The organism is Ruegeria sp. CH5 (assembly GCF_056537025.1).
Genome location: NZ_JBQFQT010000005.1, coordinates 110,768 through 130,466, shown reverse-complemented (window position 1 = coordinate 130,466; position 19,699 = coordinate 110,768). Strand labels below are relative to the sequence as shown.

Annotated in this window: 21 protein-coding genes; 16 read left to right on the top strand and 5 right to left on the bottom strand. The window is 60.2% G+C overall.

Translation table 11 applies throughout. The annotated features are described in order from the left end of the window. Window positions 1-21: 21 nt before the first annotated feature. Entirely contained in the window at window positions 22-984 is a 963-nt protein-coding gene (gene mdh, locus ACR0JC_RS15500) for a malate dehydrogenase (protein ID WP_170342201.1), read from the bottom strand. Between the two features lie 160 nt (window positions 985-1,144). Between mdh and ACR0JC_RS15495 the strand changes: the two genes are divergently transcribed. Further along, window positions 1,145-1,912, top strand: coding sequence for a sulfite exporter TauE/SafE family protein (locus ACR0JC_RS15495; RefSeq protein WP_170343331.1), 768 nt, complete (start codon window positions 1,145-1,147; stop codon window positions 1,910-1,912). A 3-nt stretch (window positions 1,913-1,915) separates the two neighbouring features. Here the strand turns inward: ACR0JC_RS15495 and ACR0JC_RS15490 are convergent, their stop codons facing one another. Beyond that, the gene (locus ACR0JC_RS15490) at window positions 1,916-2,221 is read right to left on the bottom strand and encodes a hypothetical protein (protein ID WP_170343330.1); all 306 of its coding nucleotides are present in this window, start codon (window positions 2,219-2,221) and stop codon (window positions 1,916-1,918) included. 168 nt (window positions 2,222-2,389) lie between these two features. Between ACR0JC_RS15490 and ACR0JC_RS15485 the strand changes: the two genes are divergently transcribed. The 12 genes from ACR0JC_RS15485 to ACR0JC_RS15430 all read left to right on the top strand — a co-directional run bounded on the left by ACR0JC_RS15485 (window position 2,390) and on the right by ACR0JC_RS15430 (window position 12,507). Then, window positions 2,390-3,247, top strand: coding sequence for an HpcH/HpaI aldolase/citrate lyase family protein (locus ACR0JC_RS15485; protein WP_170343329.1), 858 nt, complete (start codon window positions 2,390-2,392; stop codon window positions 3,245-3,247). Window positions 3,248-3,253: 6 nt separating this feature from the next. Continuing rightward, window positions 3,254-3,808 carry an NnrU family protein gene (locus ACR0JC_RS15480; RefSeq protein ID WP_170343328.1) on the top strand — a complete coding sequence of 185 codons (555 nt, stop codon included), beginning with the start codon at window positions 3,254-3,256 and terminating at the stop codon, window positions 3,806-3,808. 12 nt (window positions 3,809-3,820) lie between these two features. Continuing rightward, entirely contained in the window at window positions 3,821-4,027 is a 207-nt protein-coding gene (locus ACR0JC_RS15475; protein ID WP_170343327.1) for a DUF1737 domain-containing protein, read from the top strand. Further along, entirely contained in the window at window positions 4,027-5,055 is a 1,029-nt protein-coding gene (locus ACR0JC_RS15470) for a MaoC family dehydratase (RefSeq protein WP_170343326.1), read from the top strand. The genes ACR0JC_RS15475 and ACR0JC_RS15470 overlap by 1 nt, the downstream gene beginning before the upstream one ends. Before the next feature lie 60 nt (window positions 5,056-5,115). Further along, entirely contained in the window at window positions 5,116-5,778 is a 663-nt protein-coding gene (locus ACR0JC_RS15465) for a DUF1194 domain-containing protein (protein WP_170343325.1), read from the top strand. 215 nt (window positions 5,779-5,993) lie between these two features. After that, a complete protein-coding gene (sdhC, locus tag ACR0JC_RS15460) occupies window positions 5,994-6,380 on the top strand; it encodes a succinate dehydrogenase, cytochrome b556 subunit (protein WP_170343324.1) in 387 nt (128 codons plus the stop codon). 11 nt (window positions 6,381-6,391) lie between these two features. Beyond that, window positions 6,392-6,763 carry a succinate dehydrogenase, hydrophobic membrane anchor protein gene (sdhD, locus tag ACR0JC_RS15455; RefSeq protein ID WP_093963475.1) on the top strand — a complete coding sequence of 124 codons (372 nt, stop codon included), beginning with the start codon at window positions 6,392-6,394 and terminating at the stop codon, window positions 6,761-6,763. A 19-nt stretch (window positions 6,764-6,782) separates the two neighbouring features. Then, on the top strand, window positions 6,783-8,588 hold the full coding sequence (gene sdhA / locus ACR0JC_RS15450; RefSeq protein ID WP_170343323.1) for a succinate dehydrogenase flavoprotein subunit: 1,806 nt from the start codon (window positions 6,783-6,785) through the stop codon (window positions 8,586-8,588). A 72-nt stretch (window positions 8,589-8,660) separates the two neighbouring features. Continuing rightward, the gene (locus ACR0JC_RS15445; RefSeq protein WP_367647322.1) at window positions 8,661-10,301 is read left to right on the top strand and encodes a sulfotransferase; all 1,641 of its coding nucleotides are present in this window, start codon (window positions 8,661-8,663) and stop codon (window positions 10,299-10,301) included. Continuing rightward, window positions 10,289-11,068, top strand: a complete 780-nt coding sequence (locus tag ACR0JC_RS15440) for a succinate dehydrogenase iron-sulfur subunit (RefSeq protein ID WP_170343321.1) — start codon at window positions 10,289-10,291, stop codon at window positions 11,066-11,068. The genes ACR0JC_RS15445 and ACR0JC_RS15440 overlap by 13 nt, the downstream gene beginning before the upstream one ends. 136 nt (window positions 11,069-11,204) lie before the next feature. Continuing rightward, window positions 11,205-11,345, top strand: coding sequence for a hypothetical protein (locus ACR0JC_RS15435; protein WP_170343320.1), 141 nt, complete (start codon window positions 11,205-11,207; stop codon window positions 11,343-11,345). A gap of 316 nt (window positions 11,346-11,661) precedes the next feature. Continuing rightward, a complete protein-coding gene (locus tag ACR0JC_RS15430) occupies window positions 11,662-12,507 on the top strand; it encodes an urea carboxylase-associated family protein (RefSeq protein ID WP_170343319.1) in 846 nt (281 codons plus the stop codon). Between the two features lie 29 nt (window positions 12,508-12,536). Here ACR0JC_RS15430 and deoD read toward each other — a convergent pair whose 3' ends face one another. The 3 genes from deoD to ACR0JC_RS15415 all read right to left on the bottom strand — a co-directional run bounded on the left by deoD (window position 12,537) and on the right by ACR0JC_RS15415 (window position 15,664). Next, entirely contained in the window at window positions 12,537-13,247 is a 711-nt protein-coding gene (gene deoD, locus ACR0JC_RS15425) for a purine-nucleoside phosphorylase (protein WP_170343318.1), read from the bottom strand. 17 nt (window positions 13,248-13,264) lie between these two features. Next, window positions 13,265-13,582 carry an H-NS histone family protein gene (locus tag ACR0JC_RS15420; protein ID WP_170343317.1) on the bottom strand — a complete coding sequence of 106 codons (318 nt, stop codon included), beginning with the start codon at window positions 13,580-13,582 and terminating at the stop codon, window positions 13,265-13,267. A gap of 114 nt (window positions 13,583-13,696) precedes the next feature. Beyond that, entirely contained in the window at window positions 13,697-15,664 is a 1,968-nt protein-coding gene (locus ACR0JC_RS15415) for a protein meaA (protein ID WP_170343316.1), read from the bottom strand. 146 nt (window positions 15,665-15,810) lie between these two features. Here ACR0JC_RS15415 and ACR0JC_RS15410 point away from each other — a divergent pair, with 146 nt between their 5' ends. The 3 genes from ACR0JC_RS15410 (at window position 15,811) to ACR0JC_RS15400 (ending at window position 19,677) form a co-directional block, all read left to right on the top strand. Next, complete coding sequence (locus ACR0JC_RS15410) at window positions 15,811-17,196, top strand: 1-acyl-sn-glycerol-3-phosphate acyltransferase (protein WP_170343315.1); 1,386 nt, start codon at window positions 15,811-15,813, stop codon at window positions 17,194-17,196. A 112-nt stretch (window positions 17,197-17,308) separates the two neighbouring features. Then, the gene (gene ccrA, locus ACR0JC_RS15405; protein WP_170343314.1) at window positions 17,309-18,595 is read left to right on the top strand and encodes a crotonyl-CoA carboxylase/reductase; all 1,287 of its coding nucleotides are present in this window, start codon (window positions 17,309-17,311) and stop codon (window positions 18,593-18,595) included. A 362-nt stretch (window positions 18,596-18,957) separates the two neighbouring features. Further along, on the top strand, window positions 18,958-19,677 hold the full coding sequence (locus ACR0JC_RS15400; RefSeq protein ID WP_170343313.1) for a helix-turn-helix transcriptional regulator: 720 nt from the start codon (window positions 18,958-18,960) through the stop codon (window positions 19,675-19,677). The last annotated feature ends 22 nt before the right edge of the window (window positions 19,678-19,699 follow it).

The following is a 19,699-nucleotide window of genomic DNA, read 5'->3' as shown; positions in this document are numbered from 1 at the left end:
TCCAAAGATCCGATCAATGTATCAGGCCAATGAGCTGTCGATGCCCTTGCAGGCCTCGATCAGACCTTTCACGGCGTTGACCGAATTGTCGAAACCGGCCTGCTCTTCTTCATTGAGCTGGATGTTGACGACCTTTTCGATGCCGCCGGCGCCGATCACGGTCGGGACGCCCACATACATGCCCTTCACGCCCAACTCGCCATCGCAATAGGCGGCGCAGGGCAGAACGCGCTTCTGATCCTTCAGATAGGCTTCGGCCATCTCGATCGCCGAGGTTGCAGGCGCGTAGTAGGCCGATCCGGTCTTCAGCAGGCCGACGATCTCGGCGCCGCCGTCACGGGTGCGCTGTACGATTGCGTCCAGCTTCTCTTGCGTGGTCCAGCCCATCTTGACCAGGTCGGGCAGCGGGATGCCCGCAACGGTCGAATAACGCACCGACGGTACCATCGTGTCGCCATGGCCGCCCAGAACAAAGGCGGTGACGTCTTTCATCGATACGTCGAACTCTTCGGCCAGGAAGTGGCGGAAACGGGCCGAGTCCAGCACGCCGGCCATGCCGCAGACCTTGTTGTGGGGCAGGCCCGAGAATTCGCGCAGCGCCCAGACCATCGCGTCCAGCGGGTTGGTGATGCAGATGACGAAGGCGTCGGGTGCATTGGCGGCGATGCCCTCACCGACCGACTTCATGACCTTCAGGTTGATGCCCAGCAGGTCATCGCGGCTCATGCCCGGCTTGCGCGGCACACCGGCGGTCACGATGCAGACATCGGCACCGGCGATGTCCTCGTAGGACTGGGTGCCTTTCAGCTTGGCGTCAAAGCCCTCGGACGGGCCGGATTCGGCGATGTCCAGCGCCTTGCCTTCCGGGATGCCCTCGGCGATGTCGAACAGAACGACATCCCCCAGTTCCTTCATTGCTGCGAGGTGGGCAAGCGTGCCCCCGATCTGACCTGCGCCGATCAGCGCGATCTTGGGTCTGGCCATTTGGATTGTCTCCGGTCGGTTTTGAAATCGCGGTTTTGCTAGTCGCTAAAACGCCGCTGCGCAAGGGTTCTGCGGCGCGGCATGCGACCGCATACCGTTTGCCTGCCCCCCGCCGGTTGCGCTAAACCACCCGCAGGACAAGCCGTTTCGGGGCCGCCGCATGGTTGAATTGAACCTGATGTTTTTTGCCGTGGCGATCCCGGCCGTGATCTTTGCGGGCATTTCCAAGGGGGGCTTCGGCTCGGGCGTGGCTTTTGCGTCGTCGTCGATTCTGGCGTTGATCCTTGATCCGGGGCAGGCGCTGGCGCTGATGTTGCCGATCCTGATGGTGATCGACCTGGCCACCCTGCGCCCCTACTGGAAACGCTGGAGCTGGCCCGACGCGCGTCTGCTGATGCTGGGGGCGGTGCCGGGCGTGGCGCTGGGCGCGCTGCTGTATCGGGCGACCGACGAAGACCTGCTGCGCCTGCTGATCGGCGGCATCTCAGTGGGCTTCGTGGTCTGGCATGTGGCGCAATCCCGCGGCTGGGTGCGCGGTTTCGCCAACCGCCTGCCGCCTCCGGCCGGGCTGTTCGCGGGGCTGTTCGCGGGGCTGGTCGCCGGCTTCACCAGTTTCGTCAGCCACGCCGGCGGCCCGCCCGCCGCCGTCTACCTGCTGTCGCAACGCCTGACGAAAACTGAGTTCCAGGCCACCACCGTATTGGTTTTCTGGGTCATCAACATCGCCAAGTTCGTCCCATATGCCTATCTGGGCATGTTCACCCTGCAGACCGCCTGGGCCGACCTGCTGCTGACTCCCTTCGCCATACTCGGCGCATGGCTCGGCGTGCGCGCCCATTGGATGATGTCCGAGCGGCTGTTCTTCGGCATCGCCTATATGCTGTTGACCCTGACCGGATCAAAGCTGATCTGGGACGCGCTGACCTGATCCTCAGGTGTTCGGCGGCAGAGCTTCGGCCAGCGTCTCATAAGCTTCGCCCGCGGCCATCAGACAGGTCAGCCCGTTGGGCAGGGTCACGGTGATCGTCCAGGTGCCGGTGTCGTCCGAGGCAAAGACTTCCATCACCGTACCCTGCCGCGCCATGCCGATGCCGCGCCGGGTCTCGCCATAGGTCTCGGCCAACCGCTGCAGCACGTCCGGCCGGGGCGCACAGTTCGGTGTTTGCGCCTGTACCTGCTGCGCCGCCAGCACCATGATGCCCAGCCCCATCGTCATCTGAAACAACCGCTGATTCATTTCCGGCCCCCTTTGCCTGTTCACCGGACCAAGGCTGCCGGAACCCTCTGCAATTGCTGTAAAACCACCGCGCGTTGCGTCACATGCTGCAATGCGGCGATTTTGGCCTTGAAGTTTCCGGCAAAAAATGCCCCATTCTGCGCAACTTTATTTCAACGAGAGGTTCCCATGGACCCGCGCCAGCGCCCCTACCGCTCTGTTCTGTACATTCCCGGCTCCAAGGAACGGGCGCTCGACAAGGCGCGCACGCTGCCGGTCGATGCCATTATCTTCGACCTGGAAGACGCGGTTGCCGCCGATGAAAAAGAGAACGCACGCGAAACGCTCAAGGCCGCGCTGGCGACGGGCGGATACGGCCCACGCGTCAAGATCGTTCGAATCAACGGTCTGGACACCGACTGGGGCCGTGCCGATGCCGAGGCCGTGCGCGAGATGGATGCCGACGTGGTGCTGCTGCCCAAGGTCAACTCGGCCGCCGACGTGGATGCGCTGGCCGCGATCACCGGCGACCTGCCGATCTGGGCGATGATGGAAACCCCGCGCGGGATGCTGAACGCGGCCGAGATCGCGGGGCATCCGCTGATGGCGGGTTTTGTCTTGGGCACCAATGATCTGGCGAAAGAATTGCAGACCCGCTTCCGCCCTGACCGCCTGCCGCTGATGACCTCGCTTGGCCTGTGCCTGCTGGCCGCCAAGGCCGAGGGGCTGGTGATCGTCGATGGCGTCTACAACGCCTTCAAGGATACCGAAGGTCTGGCTGCCGAATGCGCGCAGGGCCGCAACATGGGCTTTGACGGCAAAACCCTGATCCACCCCGCGCAGGTCGAGACCGCCAACACCGCCTTTGCCCCGTCCGAGGCCGAGATCGACCTGGCCCGACGCCAGATCGCCGCTTTCGAAGAGGTCGAGGCAAAGGGGCAGGGCGTTGCCGTGGTCGATGGCAAGATCGTGGAAAATCTGCACGTTGTAACTGCCCGCGAAATTCTGGCAAAAGCAGAGGCGATATCAGCTTTGCAAGCGGGGTAAGCCAGCATGGGCTTCGTTCTTCTCATTCTCGGCGTGGCGCTTTGGTGGGCCGCGCATCTGTTCAAACGCCTGATGCCCGCGCGCCGCGCGGCCATGGGCGATGCCGGAAAGGGCGCCGTCGCAGGTGCGCTGGTCGTGTCGATCCTGTTGATGATCTTCGGCTATCGCATGACCGATTTCATCCATGTCTGGGCGCCGCCCAGCTTCATGATCCACATCAACAACCTGCTGGTGCTGATCGCGATCTGGATGATGAGCCCGGCCGGAACCAAGGGCCGACTGCTGAACAAGGTGCGTCATCCGATGCTGGGCGGGTTCAAGCTCTGGGCCTTTGCGCATCTGCTGGTCAATGGTGATCTGGCGTCGATCATCTTGTTCGGCGGCCTGTTGGCCTGGGCCGTGGTCGAAGTGATCGTCATCAACAAATCCGAGCCCGACTGGACCCCGGGCGAGCCCGGAACGCTGGGCAAGGACGCGATGTTCTTCGTGGCCTCGATCGTGCTGCTGGGCATCATCGGCTACATTCATGGGCTGGTCGGCCCGTCTCCGTTCCCGGGCTAGGCAGGTGATGTGATGGCAAAACTTTATCGACTGCTGACTGAAGAGGACACCTCGGACTTCTGCCACAAGGTGTCCGAGGCGCTGGCCAAAGGGTGGGAGCTGCACGGCTCTCCGGCCTATGCGTTCGATCCGTCCACCAGCAAGATGCGCTGTGCGCAGGCCGTGACCAAGGAGGTCGCGGCCGACTATTCCCCCGACATGAAACTGGGACAGCAGTAATGGCAAAGACCAATCCGGGCCGCTTTTTCGAGGATTACTCCATCGGGCAGGTGCTGCATCACGCGGTGCCCCGCACCGTGACGGTGGGCGAGCGCGCGCTCTATCATGCGCTCTATCCCGCCCGCCACGCGCTCTATTCCTCGGACGAGTTCGCCCGGAGCTGCGGTCTGCCGCAAAGCCCGATCGACGATCTGGCGGCGTTCCATGTGGTGTTCGGCAAGACGGTCCCGGACATCTCGCTGAACGCGGTCGCGAACTTGGGCTATGCCGAGGGGCGCTGGCTGCAGCCGGTCTATCCCGGTGACACCCTGCGGTCGGAAACCGAGGTCATCGGGCTGAAACAGAACTCGAACGGCAAGACCGGCGTGGTCTGGGTGCGCACGCGCGGCCTGAATCAGCGCGACGAAGTGGTGATCGAATATGTGCGCTGGGTGATGGTGCGGAAATCGAACCTTGATGCGCTGGCGCCCGAAACCGTGGTGCCGGACCTGAAAAAGGCGCTGGCGCCCGGTGACCTCGTGGTGCCGAACGGGCTGGATTTCTCGGATTACGATTTTGTACAATCCGGAGAAAACCACCGCTGGGGCGATTACAAAACGGGAGAAATGATCGATCACGTCGATGGCGTGACCGTGGAGGAGGCCGAGCACATGCTGGCCACCCGCCTGTGGCAGAACACGGCCAAGGTGCATTTCGACCTGACCTTCCGCCCCGATGGGCGGCTGATCTATGGCGGCCACGTGATCTCGATGGCGCGCGCGCTGTCGTTCAACGGGCTGGCCAATGCGCAAATGATCGTCGGTCTGAACGGCGGCGCCCATGCCAACCCCTGTTTCGCTGGCGACACCATCAAGGCTTGGTCCGAAGTTCTGGACAAGGCCGAAACCGGCGTGCCGGGCGTGGGTGCGATCCGCCTGCGACTGGTGGCGATCAAGGGCGGCGAGCCCTTTGCGCTGCGCGGCCCGGATGGAAAATACAGCCCCGACGTCCTGCTGGATCTGGACTATTGGGCGCTGATGCCGATCTGAACGGGCTGACCCCCACAGTCTTGTGATCCCGACCGGGCCGAACCGTGCTAGGTTCGGCTCATGTCTTTTCTGCGTATCCTTGCCGCTGCACTTTGCCTTGCCCGCCCGGCGCTGGCCTGCGACCTGGCGCTGGCGCTGGCCGTTGATGTGTCCGGCTCGGTCGACAGTTCGGAATACCGCATCCAGATGGATGGCCTGGCGGCCGGACTGCGCGACCCGGTCGTGTCCGAGGCGCTGGTGCGCGGCCAGGCCCGGCTGATGCTGGTACAATGGACCGGGACCTCGCGGCAGCGGATCACCATCCCCTGGACCAAAATTGACGGGTTCGACGCACTGGATGCGTTTGCCGCAAAAGTGTCTGCCGATCCGCGTGTCTGGCGGAACTTTTCGACCGCGATCGGTGAGGCGCTGGAAATGACCGTGAACAGCTTTCTCGAGGTGCCCGAGTGCAAGCGTCATCTGATCGACATCTCGGGGGACGGCGTCTCGAACGAAGGGGTTGAACCCACCGAGATCCGAGACCTTTTGCGCCGTCAGGGGATTACGGTGAACGCAATTGCGATCGAGGAGAGCGAACCAGACCTGACGGCCTATTTCTTTGAAAACGTCATAGTCGGCGAAGGGGCCTTCGTCGTATCGGCTGCCGGTTTCAAGGACTATCCCGAACGGATCCGGAAAAAACTTCTGCGTGAAGTCACGCGGCAGACTGCCGATCTGCACTGAGCGCGGAAAGATTCGTGATCACATTGCTTGACCCTTGAAAACGCTAACATTGGAGGGTTGGAATGCATTTTGTGATCACGAGAATATTTTGTGTGATCACGTTTCCGAATTATCGGCCGAATTGCGGGTGATTTGATCTTTTTTGCACGCGCAGCGCGTGACAGGGTCGCAAAATGGAGTAAAAACTTCGGTAGCCAACCTCAAAAGGAGCCGCCATGGCCGATGTCAATCGGGGGAACCGCCCGCTATCGCCGCATCTGTCGATCTATCGTCCGCAGTTGACCTCTGTCACTTCCATCCTGACCCGGATCACCGGCAACGCCATGTTGGTGGCCGCGCTGTTGATCGTCTGGTGGTTCCTGGCCGCGGCCACGTCGCCCGAAGCCTTTGATCGCGCCAATGGTGTGATCACGTCGCTCCTCGGGGACTTGGTCATGGCACTGTCGCTTTGGGGTCTTTGGTACCACACGCTGGCCGGTATCCGGCACCTGATCTGGGACAACGCGATCGGACTGGATATCCCGACAGCCTACAAGCTGGGCTGGGCGGTTGTGATCGGCTCTTTTGTGCTGACTTTCCTGACACTGTTGATCGTTGCCTGAGGGAGGCTGACATGCGTTATCTTACCGACCGCAAACGCGCCGTAGGCCTGGGATCGGCCAAGTCGGGTACCGAACATTTTTGGGCGATGAAGGTCAGCTCGGTTGCGCTGCTGATCCTTGTCCCGCTTTTTGTCTTCACATTCGGCCCCACGCTGGGACAGCCCTTTGACGTGGTGCTGGACTATTACTCGCGGCCATTCCCGGCGATCGTGGCGGCCCTGACGCTGGCCGTCGGGTTCAAGCATTTCGCTGATGGTGCCCAGGTGATGATCGAGGACTATGTGCACGGCACAATGGAAAAGGTTCTGATCATCCTCGTGAAGTGTCTCTCATATGGCGCCGCGGCCGCAGGTATCTTCGCCGTCGCCCGCATTGCCCTCTAACACCCCGGAGCTGAATGAAATGGCTGCTTACGAATACGAAACGCACGAATATGACGTGGTCGTGGTCGGCGCCGGTGGGGCCGGTCTGCGTGCCACGCTCGGCATGGCCGAACAAGGTCTGCGCACCGCTTGTGTAACCAAGGTTTTTCCGACCCGTTCGCACACAGTTGCGGCGCAGGGTGGCATTGCGGCGTCGCTGTCGAACATGGGCCCCGACCATTGGCAGTGGCACATGTATGACACCGTCAAGGGCTCGGACTGGCTGGGTGACACCGACGCGATGGAATACCTGGCGCGCGAGGCACCCAAGGCCGTCTATGAGTTGGAGCATTACGGTGTGCCGTTCTCGCGCACCGAAGAAGGCAAGATCTATCAGCGTCCCTTTGGTGGCCACACGACCGAATTCGGTGAGGGCCCCGCAGTTCAGCGCACCTGTGCTGCTGCCGACCGGACCGGTCACGCGATTCTGCACACATTGTACGGGCAGTCACTGAAGAACAACGCGGAATTCTACATCGAATATTTCGCCATTGACCTGATCATGTCCGAAGACGGCCAGTGCCAAGGCGTTGTCTGCTGGAAGCTGGACGACGGCACCATGCATGTCTTCAACGCCAAGATGGTGGTTCTGGCCACGGGCGGTTACGGCCGCGCCTATTTCAGCGCGACCTCGGCCCACACCTGCACCGGCGACGGCGGCGGCATGGTGGCCCGTGCCGGCCTGGCCTTGCAGGACATGGAATTCGTGCAGTTTCACCCGACCGGCATCTACGGCTCGGGCTGCCTGATCACCGAAGGCGCCCGCGGCGAAGGTGGATATCTGACCAACTCGGAAGGTGAACGGTTCATGGAGCGCTACGCGCCCCAATACAAGGACCTTGCACCGCGCGACTATGTCTCGCGTTCGATGACCATGGAAATCCGCGAAGGGCGCGGCGTCGGTCCCGAAGGCGACCATATTCACCTGAACCTGAGCCATCTTCCGGCCGAAGCCCTGCACGAGCGTTTGCCGGGCATTTCGGAAAGCGCAAAGATCTTCGCCGGCGTGGATGTCACCAAGGAACCGATCCCGGTTCTTCCGACCGTGCACTACAACATGGGCGGTATTCCGACCAACTATTGGGGCGAGGTGTTGAACCCGACCGCCGACGATCCGAACGCCGTCGTGCCCGGCCTGATGGCCGTGGGCGAAGCTGGTTGCGCGTCGGTTCACGGAGCGAACCGATTGGGGTCGAACTCGTTGATCGACCTTGTGGTCTTTGGCCGTGCGGCGGCGATCCGGGCAGGCAAGGTCGTCGACCCCGAAACGCCCAACCCGGTCCTGAACCAGGCCTCGGTCGACAAGGCGTTTGATCGGTTCGATGCGGTGCGCAATGCCAGCGGTGCAATCCCGACGGCCGATCTGCGGCTTGAAATGCAGAAAACCATGCAGGCGGATGCTGCGGTGTTCCGGACAGCCAAGACCCTGGCCGAAGGGGTCGAGAAGATGACTGCAATCGCGGCCAAGATGGAGGACATCAAGGTCACGGATCGCAGCCTGATCTGGAACAGCGACTTGATGGAGACGCTGGAACTGACCAACCTGATGCCCAACGCGCTTGCCACAATCGTCGGCGCCGAAGCGCGGAAGGAATCTCGCGGCGCTCATGCACATGAAGACTTCACCGAGCGCGATGACGAAAACTGGCGTGTTCACACCGTGTCCCGGGTTGACGGGAACAAGGTCGAACTCAGCTATCGCCCGGTCATCGTCGATCCGCTGAGCACCGAGGCTGAAGGCGGTATCAGCCTTAAAAAGATCGCGCCCAAGGCGCGCACCTTCTAAGGAGCGTCGAACCCAGTCCCGTTGAAACCGAAGAGCTGACATGCCTGCCAACCTGACCCGGATAGACAAAAAATGTGGTGCTTCGAAGCACCCGTTTGTCTGCGTGCCCACAGACTTGGGCCGTGCTTTTGGTGCAGGCGCCATTGTCGGGGAATGGTGATGGGCGGGCGGGTCGCAAAGGTTTTTGGGATCGGTCTTCCAAAGACGGCCACCACGTCTTTGGAGATCGGTTTCGAAACATTGGGCTACCGAAAGATGGGCTACTCGCTCGATGCTCTGCACGAGTATTTGAGCAATGGCTATTCTCAACGGATCAGGGAGATGATCGCCATTCATGATGCCTTTGCGGACTGGCCTTGGTCGCTGATGTATGTCGATCTGTTCCAGGACTTCGGGCGAGACGCCAAGTACATCCTGACCCGTCGGAGCTCGGCTGAGGTTTGGGTAAACTCGATGAAGCGTCACTCGGTTACGACACAGACAGCCGAGATCAGGCAAAGCGTATATGGTGTGAAATGCCCGCATGGCTATGAGGCACATCTGATTTCGCAATACGAGCATCACAACCGCAGCGTGATCGCCTTTTTTGAGCAGCAGGACGCTTTGGATTGTCTGCTCGATCTTCGCATCGGGTCCGACAATGACTGGCGGGACTTTACCGCGTTTCTTGAGCACGAGCCTTCTGGTGTGGGGTTTCAGCACAGCAACCGCAGTGAAAACCGAGAGCCGGAACCGCATACAGTCTTTCACAATCTAAACCTGATCAACCAGGCACAGCGTGGGTTGGAAAAGCCCGAACTGACCTTGGACGAGGCCTTGTTGAATGTTCCGGCGCCGGCGCGCCGAAATTCTTATCAGGGGCAGGCAATCCGCATGCACGCGAAAACCGCGCTGGATGCCGATCAGATCAGCAGACGCCGCCAAAGACGAATCGCGCGCGCGGATCGTTACAGTCCGCTGTTGCGGACTCTGATCGTGCCGTCCCAAGAAGCGCATCTTGACGCACTGCGCGCTGCGATTTCGCCTTACGTAGGTTTCTCGGTCAACGCGATTAAGTCCTACGGGCTGTATGGAACAACGGCAACGCGCGATTGGAAGGCCGTCGAAGCCGACATGCTGGAGGCGGTTTTGCAGGAGGTTGTTCAAAGCCGGCTGCTGCCGAACATCCTCATACCCCAGCGCCATTCCGAGTTCTGTCTTCTGCAACGTGTTCTCTTCGATTGCGAGCAACTGCCCGAGACCACGGAAAAGCTACCGAACGGGATCTGTTTGCATGTTTTCGGAGGCCAGATCGGGTTCGCCGTGCATTCTGGACAGGATGGAGTTCCGCTGGCCATCTATGATCATCAATTGCGCCCGGTACAGGGTTTTGACAGCCATTTCCCTGAGGGCATCGCAATCCGCGACGTCGACCGAGAAGCAATTTGCAGGGCAGCGGCGGAAGTTGCGGGCGACGCAGAATATGCCCAGGTTCTCTATTGCTCGGCCGGGCGTGCAGATGCCGTCGATCAATTCCAGCGCCTTCCATCAACGGCGAGCTACATGGCATTTGAACATGCTGTCGACGTGAAGCTGGGCAGCATGTGGCCAGAAGACAGCCTTTTGCGCAAAGGGCTGGACAGTGTTACCGATTGGAAAATCGGTGCGCCTGGCATTCCAAAAGACAATCTTCAGCGCGCAGCCAAAACAGAGGTAGTCTCATGGTCCAACTGACCCTCCCTACGAATTCCCGGATTACGACGGGCAAGACCTGGCCGAAACCGGAAGGCGCGAGCAACGTGCGTAAGTTCCAGATCTACCGCTGGAATCCCGATGACGGGCAGAATCCTCGGGTCGACACCTATTTCGTCGACATGGACGATTGCGGGCCGATGGTTCTGGATGCGCTGATCTACATCAAGAACAAGGTCGACCCGACCCTGACCTTCCGTCGGTCGTGCCGCGAGGGGATCTGCGGTTCCTGCGCGATGAACATCGATGGGATCAACACGTTGGCCTGTATCTACGGCATGGACGAGATCAAGGGCGACGTGAAGATCTACCCGCTGCCGCACATGCCGGTGGTCAAGGACCTGATCCCGGATCTGACCCATTTCTATGCGCAGCACGCTTCGATCATGCCGTGGCTGGAGACCAAGACCAACCGCCCTGCAAAAGAATGGAAGCAGTCGATCGAAGACCGAAAAAAACTGGATGGTCTGTACGAATGCGTCATGTGCGCCAGCTGCTCGACCTCGTGCCCCAGCTATTGGTGGAATGGCGACCGGTACCTTGGTCCCGCCGCGCTGCTGCATGCCTATCGCTGGATTATCGACAGCCGCGACGAGGCCACCGGCGAGCGTCTGGATCAGCTTGAGGATCCGTTCAAGCTGTATCGGTGCCATACGATCATGAACTGCGCAAAGACCTGCCCCAAGGGTCTGAACCCGGCCAAGGCGATTGCCGAGATCAAGAAGATGATGGTCGAACGCGCAGTTTGACGGATGACGACCAACGTGCTTGCCGCGTTGCGGCAAGTGCATGGCCCACATGCGAAATCATTGGATGTGGGCCGCCCCGGCCAAGACTATGTTCGGTATCGGGGAGGAGTGACGGATTGGAAACAGGATCACTCCGATGAAGAACGAATCCAAAAAAACAGACGCAGCCAAAGCCTTGGAGTATCTTGAGCAAGCCTGGGCCTACTACGAGCCCGAGCCGGTCAAGCCTGCAAAAGATGCAGAGCCTGAGCTGTTTGAATACGCCAACGCGGCCTGAGTTTTCCAAGCCAAGTCTTGAGTCCCGGCGCATATTGGGCGAAGCAGGGGAATGCCTGTTCTTCTGCTTCTGCTCGGCGCCGGCGTGTTCGCCTATTTCGTCTGGCGTTCACGCACGTCTTCTTTGACCCGGGACTGCCGGTGGCGGCAGCACAGGCAAGCCGGCACGTGGAGTTGTGCGTATTGCGGGGCGGTTTCCGTCTCCGAGACGCAGCCCACGCGATGCGAACGGAAATAAGCCTCTTTACCCGAGGGAAACGGGGTTTTCCCAAAGGTCATTCTGGGTCAATCTGCGCAAAACAGCGGAAAGATGCAGAATGCCAAATCCTCCTTCGGATGCCGCCACCCGCCGCGGGATAGCTCCGGTCATTTGCTACCCAAATGACACCCTGCCCAGCGTTGACCTTGACCTGCTGCTGGACGCCCGAAAGAGCGCGCGAAAGACAGCCGAAGTTCTGGTGCCGCCACGTGATGCCCGTTGCTTTGAGGTGCCGGCCGGACACTTCTTTCGGATCACCTCAGTCGAAGGCCCGCAGGTCGGCGACCTGAACCTGTGGAACCTGCACGACCTGAACGAACGTTTCTATTCGGGCAAGACGCGTGCATTGCATGGCACCCATGTCACGACCGGCGAGCGGCTATGGTCCAGCTTTCCCTATCTGCGCCCGATGGCCACGATCGTTGCGGACACCTTGGACTGGTACGGAATCGATCAATATGGCGGGTCGGTGCATGACGTGATCGGAACGCGTTGCGATCCCTATACCGGAAACTTGCTGTCGGGCACTCAATACCATCATTGCTGCCACTCCAACCTGACCCGGGCGCTGGCTGACCATACTGGTCTGGAAATTCCGGTAGCCGAGCGTTTGGTGCACGACGTGTTGAACGTATTCATGTGCACTGGCTTTACCCGCGATACGGGGCAGTATTTCATGAAGGCTTCACCGGTTCGACCGGGTGACTACTTGGAGTTCTTCGCGGAAATCGACCTTCTGGGAGACCTCAGCGCCTGTCCGGGTGGGGATTGCTCGTCCGAGCACTCGTCGGATACCGCCGCCTGTCACCCGCTGTTGGTCGAGGTTTTCGCACCTGCCGAAGGCACGCTGAGCGGATGGCAAAGTCCAGCGCCCAATGGCTATGACCGTACGCATGGGCGCTGAGGCCCGGGGGTGACCCGGGCCGGTTTGTGTCAGGCGTTCGGGAAGGCGGCCTGCAGCGCAATTTCCACCATGTCACCAAAGCTGCTCTGGCGCTCGGACGAGGGCAGGGCCTCGCCGGTCAGAAGGTGATCGGACACGGTCAGAACCGCCAAGGCCCGGCATTTGTGCCGCGCGGCCAGGATATACAACTCGGCTGCCTCCATTTCGACACCCAGGATTCCGTGACGCACCATCTGTTCGTTCAGGTCGGGGCGTTCGTCATAGAAAACGTCAGACGAGTAGATGCCGCCGATATGGGTTGCCGTGCCCTTGGCCTCGGCTGCTTTGGCGGCAGCCTGCAGCAGGCCCCAATCTGCACAAGGCGCAAAGTTGAGCTCTTTCATGATGCCCCGGGACGGGGTGCTGAGCGTCGTTGACGTCATGGCCAGGATAACATCCCGGACCTTCACGTTTTCCTGCATGCCGCCGCAAGACCCGATGCGGATCAGGTTTTTTGCACCGTAGTCCCGGATCAGTTCATTTACGTAAATGGACAGCGACGGCATTCCCATTCCGCTGCCCTGAATGGTGACCGGGTTTCCTTTCCATTCGCCGGTGAAACCCAGCATCCCGCGGACATCGTTGATTTGCCGCACATTGTTCAGAAAAGTTTCGGCGGCCCATTTCGCACGATACGGATCACCCGGCAAAAGCACGGTCTCGGCGATTTCGCCTTTTTCGGCGCCAATGTGAATTGTCATTTTGATACTTTTCCCGTTCAGATTTCCAGATCGGAAATATCTGCCCCGGCTTTCAGCGCTTCGTGGACCCATTTCGGTTTTCGCCCACGCCCCGTCCAGGTTTGCGCCGGATCGGCCGGATTGCGATATTTTGCTTTGGCTTTCGATCCCTTGCCGGACCGTGTGGGCTGAGATGCCAAGTCGGACAAGGAAAACCCGTAAGCGGCAGCTGCTTTTTCAGCGGCCAGCAACGCTTCCTGACGCTCTCTGGCCTCAGCGTTTTCCAGCGCCTTATCGACCTGATCGCGCAATTCAAGCAATTCCTTACGCGACAGCTTGTCCAGATTTATGCCCATTTTCGTTCTCCGTACCCACCTGATTCATTTTTTACTCATCAAGCAACGTTACGGAGAATCCCAATCAATGGCCATTCTTTAAACGAAATGGGCAATGGAATTAATTCTGGGCGATTATTCTGCGGCCAGCGTTTTTGGATCGGCCAGCAAAACGATATCCCCCATTATGGCATTCAGCTCGAAATTCTTGGGCGTATAGACCTTGGCAACACCCATCGATCTGAGGCGATCCGCATCCTCGTCCGGGATGATGCCTCCGACGACAACCGGAATATCACTCAGACCCGCTTCCAGCAGGCGTGTCATCACTTCCTGAACCAGCGGCAGGTGGCTGCCCGACAGGATCGACAGGCCAATCACATGGGCTTGCTGCTCGATGGCCGAAGCGACGATTTCGTCGGGGGTCAGGCGGATGCCGTCATAGGTGATGTCCATGCCGCAATCGCGGGCGCGGAAGGCGATCTGCTCGGCGCCGTTGGAATGGCCGTCCAGCCCCGGCTTGCCGACCAGGAATTTCAGACGACGCCCCAGGCGGTCGCTGACAGCATCCACCGCCGCGCGCAGGTCGTCCAAGCCTTCGGTCTTGTTCGACACAGAGCCCGAAACGCCCGTCGGGCCACGATAGGTGCCAAAGACGCGGCGCATCTCTTCGGCCCATTCGCCGGTGGTGACACCGGCCTTGGCCGCGGCGATCGAGGGCTCCATGATGTTGGCACCCGATTGCGCCGCGGCGCGCAGATCGGACAGAGCCGCGGCCACGGCGGCCTCATCGCGGGCGGTACGCCAGTCGTTCAGGCGGTCGATCTGTTCCTGTTCGACCGCAGGGTCGACGACCATGATCCCGCCATCCTCGGTCTGCAGCGGCGAAGGCTCACCCTCGGTCCAGCGGTTCACGCCGACGACGATGGTCTCGTTGCGCTCGATCCGGTTGAGACGTTCGGCGTTGGAATCCACCAGCCGCGATTTCATGTAGTCGATCGCCGCAACGGCACCGCCCATCGACTCCAGATTGGCCAGTTCAGCCCGGGCGCCCTGCTTCAGCTCCTCGACCTTGGCATCGACCACCGGGTTGCCGTCGAACAGGTCGTCATATTCCAACAGGTCGGTCTCATATGCCAGGATCTGCTGCATCCGCATCGACCATTGCTGGTCCCACGGGCGCGGCAGGCCTAAAGCCTCGTTCCAGGCGGGCAACTGCACCGCCCGGGCGCGTGCCTTTTTCGACAGGGTCACGGCCAGCATCTCGATCAGGATGCGATAGACGTTGTTCTCGGGCTGCTGCTCGGTCAGGCCCAGCGAGTTGACCTGAACACCATAGCGGAATCGGCGGAACTTGGGGTTTTCCACGCCATAGCGCTGTTGAAGGATTTCGTCCCAAAGGTCGACGAAGGCCCGCATTTTGCACATTTCGGTGACAAACCGGATGCCCGCATTCACGAAAAACGAGATGCGGCCGCACAGTGCCGGAAAATCCTCGGCCGGAACACGGGGGTGCAGCTCGTCCAGCACGGCGATGGCGGTGGCCAGCGCATAGGCGAGCTCCTGCTCGGGCGTCGCGCCGGCCTCTTGCAGGTGGTAGGAACACACGTTCATCGGGTTCCATTTCGGTACGTTCGAATAACAGTATTCGGCGACGTCCGCGATCATCTTGAGCGAAGGTTTGGGCGGGCAGACATAAGTGCCTCGGCTCAGGTATTCCTTGATTAGGTCATTCTGTACCGTGCCCTGCAGCTTGGACACATCGGCGCCCTGTTCCTCGGCCACCGCGATATACAGCGCCAGCAGCCAGGGGGCCGTGGCGTTGATCGTCATCGAAGTGTTCATCTGCTCCAGCGGGATCTGGTCGAACAGCACCCGCATGTCGCCCAGGTGGCAGACGGGCACACCGACCTTGCCGACCTCGCCCCGGGCCAGGGTGTGATCGCTGTCGTATCCGGTCTGCGTCGGCAGATCGAAAGCCACCGACAGGCCGGTCTGCCCTTTGGCCAGGTTGGACCGGTACAGCGCGTTCGAGGCCTTGGCCGTGGAATGACCGGCATAGGTTCGAATGAGCCAGGGGCGGTCTTTCTGCGTCTGCGTCATGGTCAGAGCCTCATGCGTCGATGGGTAACAATATTTCTCTCATGGGTTCTAAAGCGCAATTTTCAGCACATGTCAATTCGCTGCGTTGCGGCATGTACGGCGTGCTGCCGATTGTGACAGCGGCGGTTTGATGGCACTGTGCGGGCATGACGCAGACCGTTGAGTTACCGATTTGGCTGTTTGTTCTGATCGTGGTGTTTGCCGCGGTCACTTTTGCTTCGCATTTCCTGTTCCCGTCGGTGCGCTGGTTCTTTCGCCGTCGGCTTGAACGGGCTGTTGAACGGTTGAACCAGCGCCTGCAACGGCCGATCCAGCCGTTCAAACTGGCCGAGCGTCATGACATGATCCAACGCCTGATCTATGACCCGCAGGTTGGTCAGGCTGTTCAGCACCACGCCGAAGAGCATGGCATCCCCGAAGCGGTCGCGTTCGAGCAGGCCCGGCGCTACGCCCGGGAAATTGTCCCGTCTTTTTCGGCCTTCATGTATTTCAGCTTTGCCATTCGGTTGGCTCGATGGTTGAGCAACGCGTTCTACAATGTCCGCCTCAGCCACGAGGACGAGGCCGCATTGAAGGAGATCGATCCCAAAGCAACTGTGGTCTTTGTGATGAATCACCGGAGCAACATGGATTATGTTCTGGTGACCTATTTGGCCGCGCAACAGTCGGCGCTGTCCTATGCGGTGGGCGAGTGGGCACGGGTCTGGCCGCTCAGCCGGTTGATCCGCGCGATGGGGGCCTATTTCATCCGGCGCAAGTCCGGCAGCGAACTCTACCGGCAGGTTCTGGCCAGCTATGTGCGCCTGGCCACCAATGCCGGTGTGACGCAGGCGATGTTCCCCGAGGGCGGTCTGAGCCTCACCGGGTCTTTGGGACGACCCAAACTGGGACTGCTGAAATACATCATCGACGGCACCAGTCCCGATGGTCGCGACGTCGTGTTCGTGCCGGTTGCGCTGAACTATGACCGGGTGCTGGAGGATACGATTCTGACCGCCGCCGCCTTGGGCAGCGAACGGCGGTTCCGCGCGCGGATCGGCGTGATCACAAGGTGGAGCCTGAAACAGATATGGCGCCGTATCATCGGGCGTTACAAACGGTTCGGTCTTGCCTCGGTCCGATACGGCCTGCCCATTTCGCTGCAGGAGTTTCGCGAACAAGCCGGCCCGGACCTGATGACGGATCTGGCTCGAGAGTTGATGCGCCGGATTGGCCGGGCGATTCCTTTGGTCCCAGCGCCCGCCGCGTGCTGGCTCGTTCGCGAAAACGGCACCATCTCCGAGTCTGACGTTCAGTCACGGATCGTCGAGCTGATGCGGCGCGAGGGCGCCACGGACGAAGACCTGAAGGCCATCCCGCCAGCGATCGAACAACTGGTCGAACGGCGAATACTGAGCAGAAACAACGGTATGCTGTCGCCATCGGTCGAGCGGCTGGATCTGATGAAGTATTATGCGGCCTCAGCGCCCATCAGCGAAGACCCGGATGGTTCTGCGGCTGCAAAAGAAATTTCTGCGGCCGCTGGGTCATAAAATTTCAATAATGATCCGAAATGGGTTGCAAAATTACTCATGGGCCAATATTCCAGCCTATGAAGCGCGCGATTCTGCGTCGCGGCGAACACGTTTGACAGAGGAGGCCACAATGGCTTTGGACACCGACGGCGGCATCGCATCCTACGAGGCACCGGAAAAAGACCTCTATGAGATGGGTGAAATCCCTCCGATGGGATATGTGCCCAAACAGATGTATGCGTGGGCCATCCGCAAAGAGCGCCACGGCGAGCCCGACACTGCGATGCAGTTGGAGGTGGTCGATGTGCCCAAGCTGGACAGCCACGAAGTGCTGGTTCTGGTGATGGCGGCGGGCGTCAACTACAACGGTGTTTGGGCCTCGCTCGGCAAACCGATCAGCCCCTTTGATGGCCACAAGGCCCCGTATCACATCGCGGGCTCGGATGCGTCGGGCATCGTCTGGGCGGTGGGCGACAAGGTGAAACGCTGGAAGGTCGGCGACGAGGTCGTGATCCACTGCAACCAGGACGACGGCGACGATGAAGAGTGCAACGGCGGCGATCCGATGTATTCGCCCAGCCAGCGCATCTGGGGCTATGAAACGCCCGATGGGTCATTTGCGCAATTCACCAACGTGCAGGCACAGCAGCTGATGCCGCGCCCCAAGCACCTGACCTGGGAAGAAAGCGCCTGCTACACGCTGACGCTGGCCACTGCCTATCGGATGCTGTTCGGGCACGAGCCGCATGATCTGAAGCCGGGCCAGAACGTTCTGGTCTGGGGCGCGTCGGGTGGTCTGGGCTCCTATGCGATCCAGCTGATCAATACAGCCGGAGCCAACGCCATTGGCGTAATCTCGGACGAAAGCAAGCGCGACTTCGTCATGGGCTTGGGCGCCAAGGGCGTCATCAACCGCAAGGACTTCAACTGCTGGGGCCAGTTGCCCACGGTCAACACGCCTGAATATGCCGAGTGGTTCAAGGAAGCCCGCAAGTTCGGTAAGGCGATCTGGGACATCACGGGCAAGGGCGTGAACGTCGACATGGTGTTCGAACACCCCGGCGAGAGCACCTTCCCGGTCTCGACCTTTGTCGTCAAAAAAGGCGGCATGGTCGTGATCTGCGCCGGGACCACCGGCTACAACCTGACCTTTGATGTTCGGTACATGTGGATGCACCAGAAGCGTCTGCAGGGTTCGCATTTCGCGCATCTCAAGCAGGCGTCCGCTGCAAACCGGCTGATGCTGGAGCGGCGTCTCGATCCCTGCATGTCCGAAGTGTTCACTTGGAAAGAACTGCCCGAGGCGCACATGAAAATGATGCGGAACGAGCACAAGCCGGGCAACATGTCTGTCTTGGTTCAGGCCCCGCGTACGGGCATGCGGACCTTGGAAGAGGTTCTGGACGCCCGCGGTTGATCACCGCGCTTTGAAAGCAAGCGCCCGCGAATCGTTCAGACGGTTCGCGGGCGTTTTGCGTTCAGAAGATGGGATATTGTTTTTCAATGCCATGCAAATTCGGGACCCGCTGTTTTTGGGGAGTAGAAAGCAGTGAATAGGCAAGAAAACAGCGTACATGTTATGGTTGTGTTAACCCTTCGTTAACTGTTTCGGAGAGACCATGATGGCGCGAAATGAGTGGATACTGGACGTATTGTCGGACCTCAACGCCTTCGCCGTTGCGAATGGGTTGACCGCGCTGGCCGAGCAGCTTGACGACACCAGGCTGATCGCCGCGGCCGAAATTGCGTCCCTGAACGATGAGGCAAAAGCGCCGTCGAATGGGAACACAGTTCGATTTGAGCCAGGTCCTGGAGGATTTGGAAAACACCAGCACGCTTGACGAGCTGGGTGCGGTTGCTGTCCGCATCAGGGACAAACTGAAGGTCGATCACATCGTCTATCACTGGGTCGATGGCGCCGGCGATCAATATGGCTACACCACCTATCCGGATGCCTGGGCCGACCAATACCGTGAACGCAACTATCACCGAATAGATCCCGTAATCCTGGGCTGCTTCCAGCGGTTTCATCCGGTCAATTGGAAATCTCTGAACTGGTCCGGCAAGGTCGCAAAAGCCTTTCTGCAGGATGCTTTGGATCATGGTGTCGGCAATCAGGGCTATTCGATCCCAATTCGTGGGCCGAATGGCCAGTTCGCGCTTTTTACGGTCAATCACAGTTGCAGCGACGAGGCTTGGGGTGCCTTCATCTTGACCTACAGCCGCGAGTTGATACTGCTCGCCCACTACTTCAACCGCAAAGCTTTGGATTTCGAGCAGGACCGCAGACCTGAATCCGCGCGCGGTCTCTCTCCGCGCGAGATCGACGCGATGACGCTACTGGCCTTGGGCTACAGCCGGGCGCAGGTCGCGCACTCCCTGTCTATTTCCGAGCACACATTGCGTGTCTATATCGAAAGCGCCCGGTCCAAGCTGGGTGCTCTGAATACAACCCATGCCATCGCCACTGCCCTCAGCAGAGGATTAATAGTGGTTTAAGGCCCGCGCGAGGGCCACACGG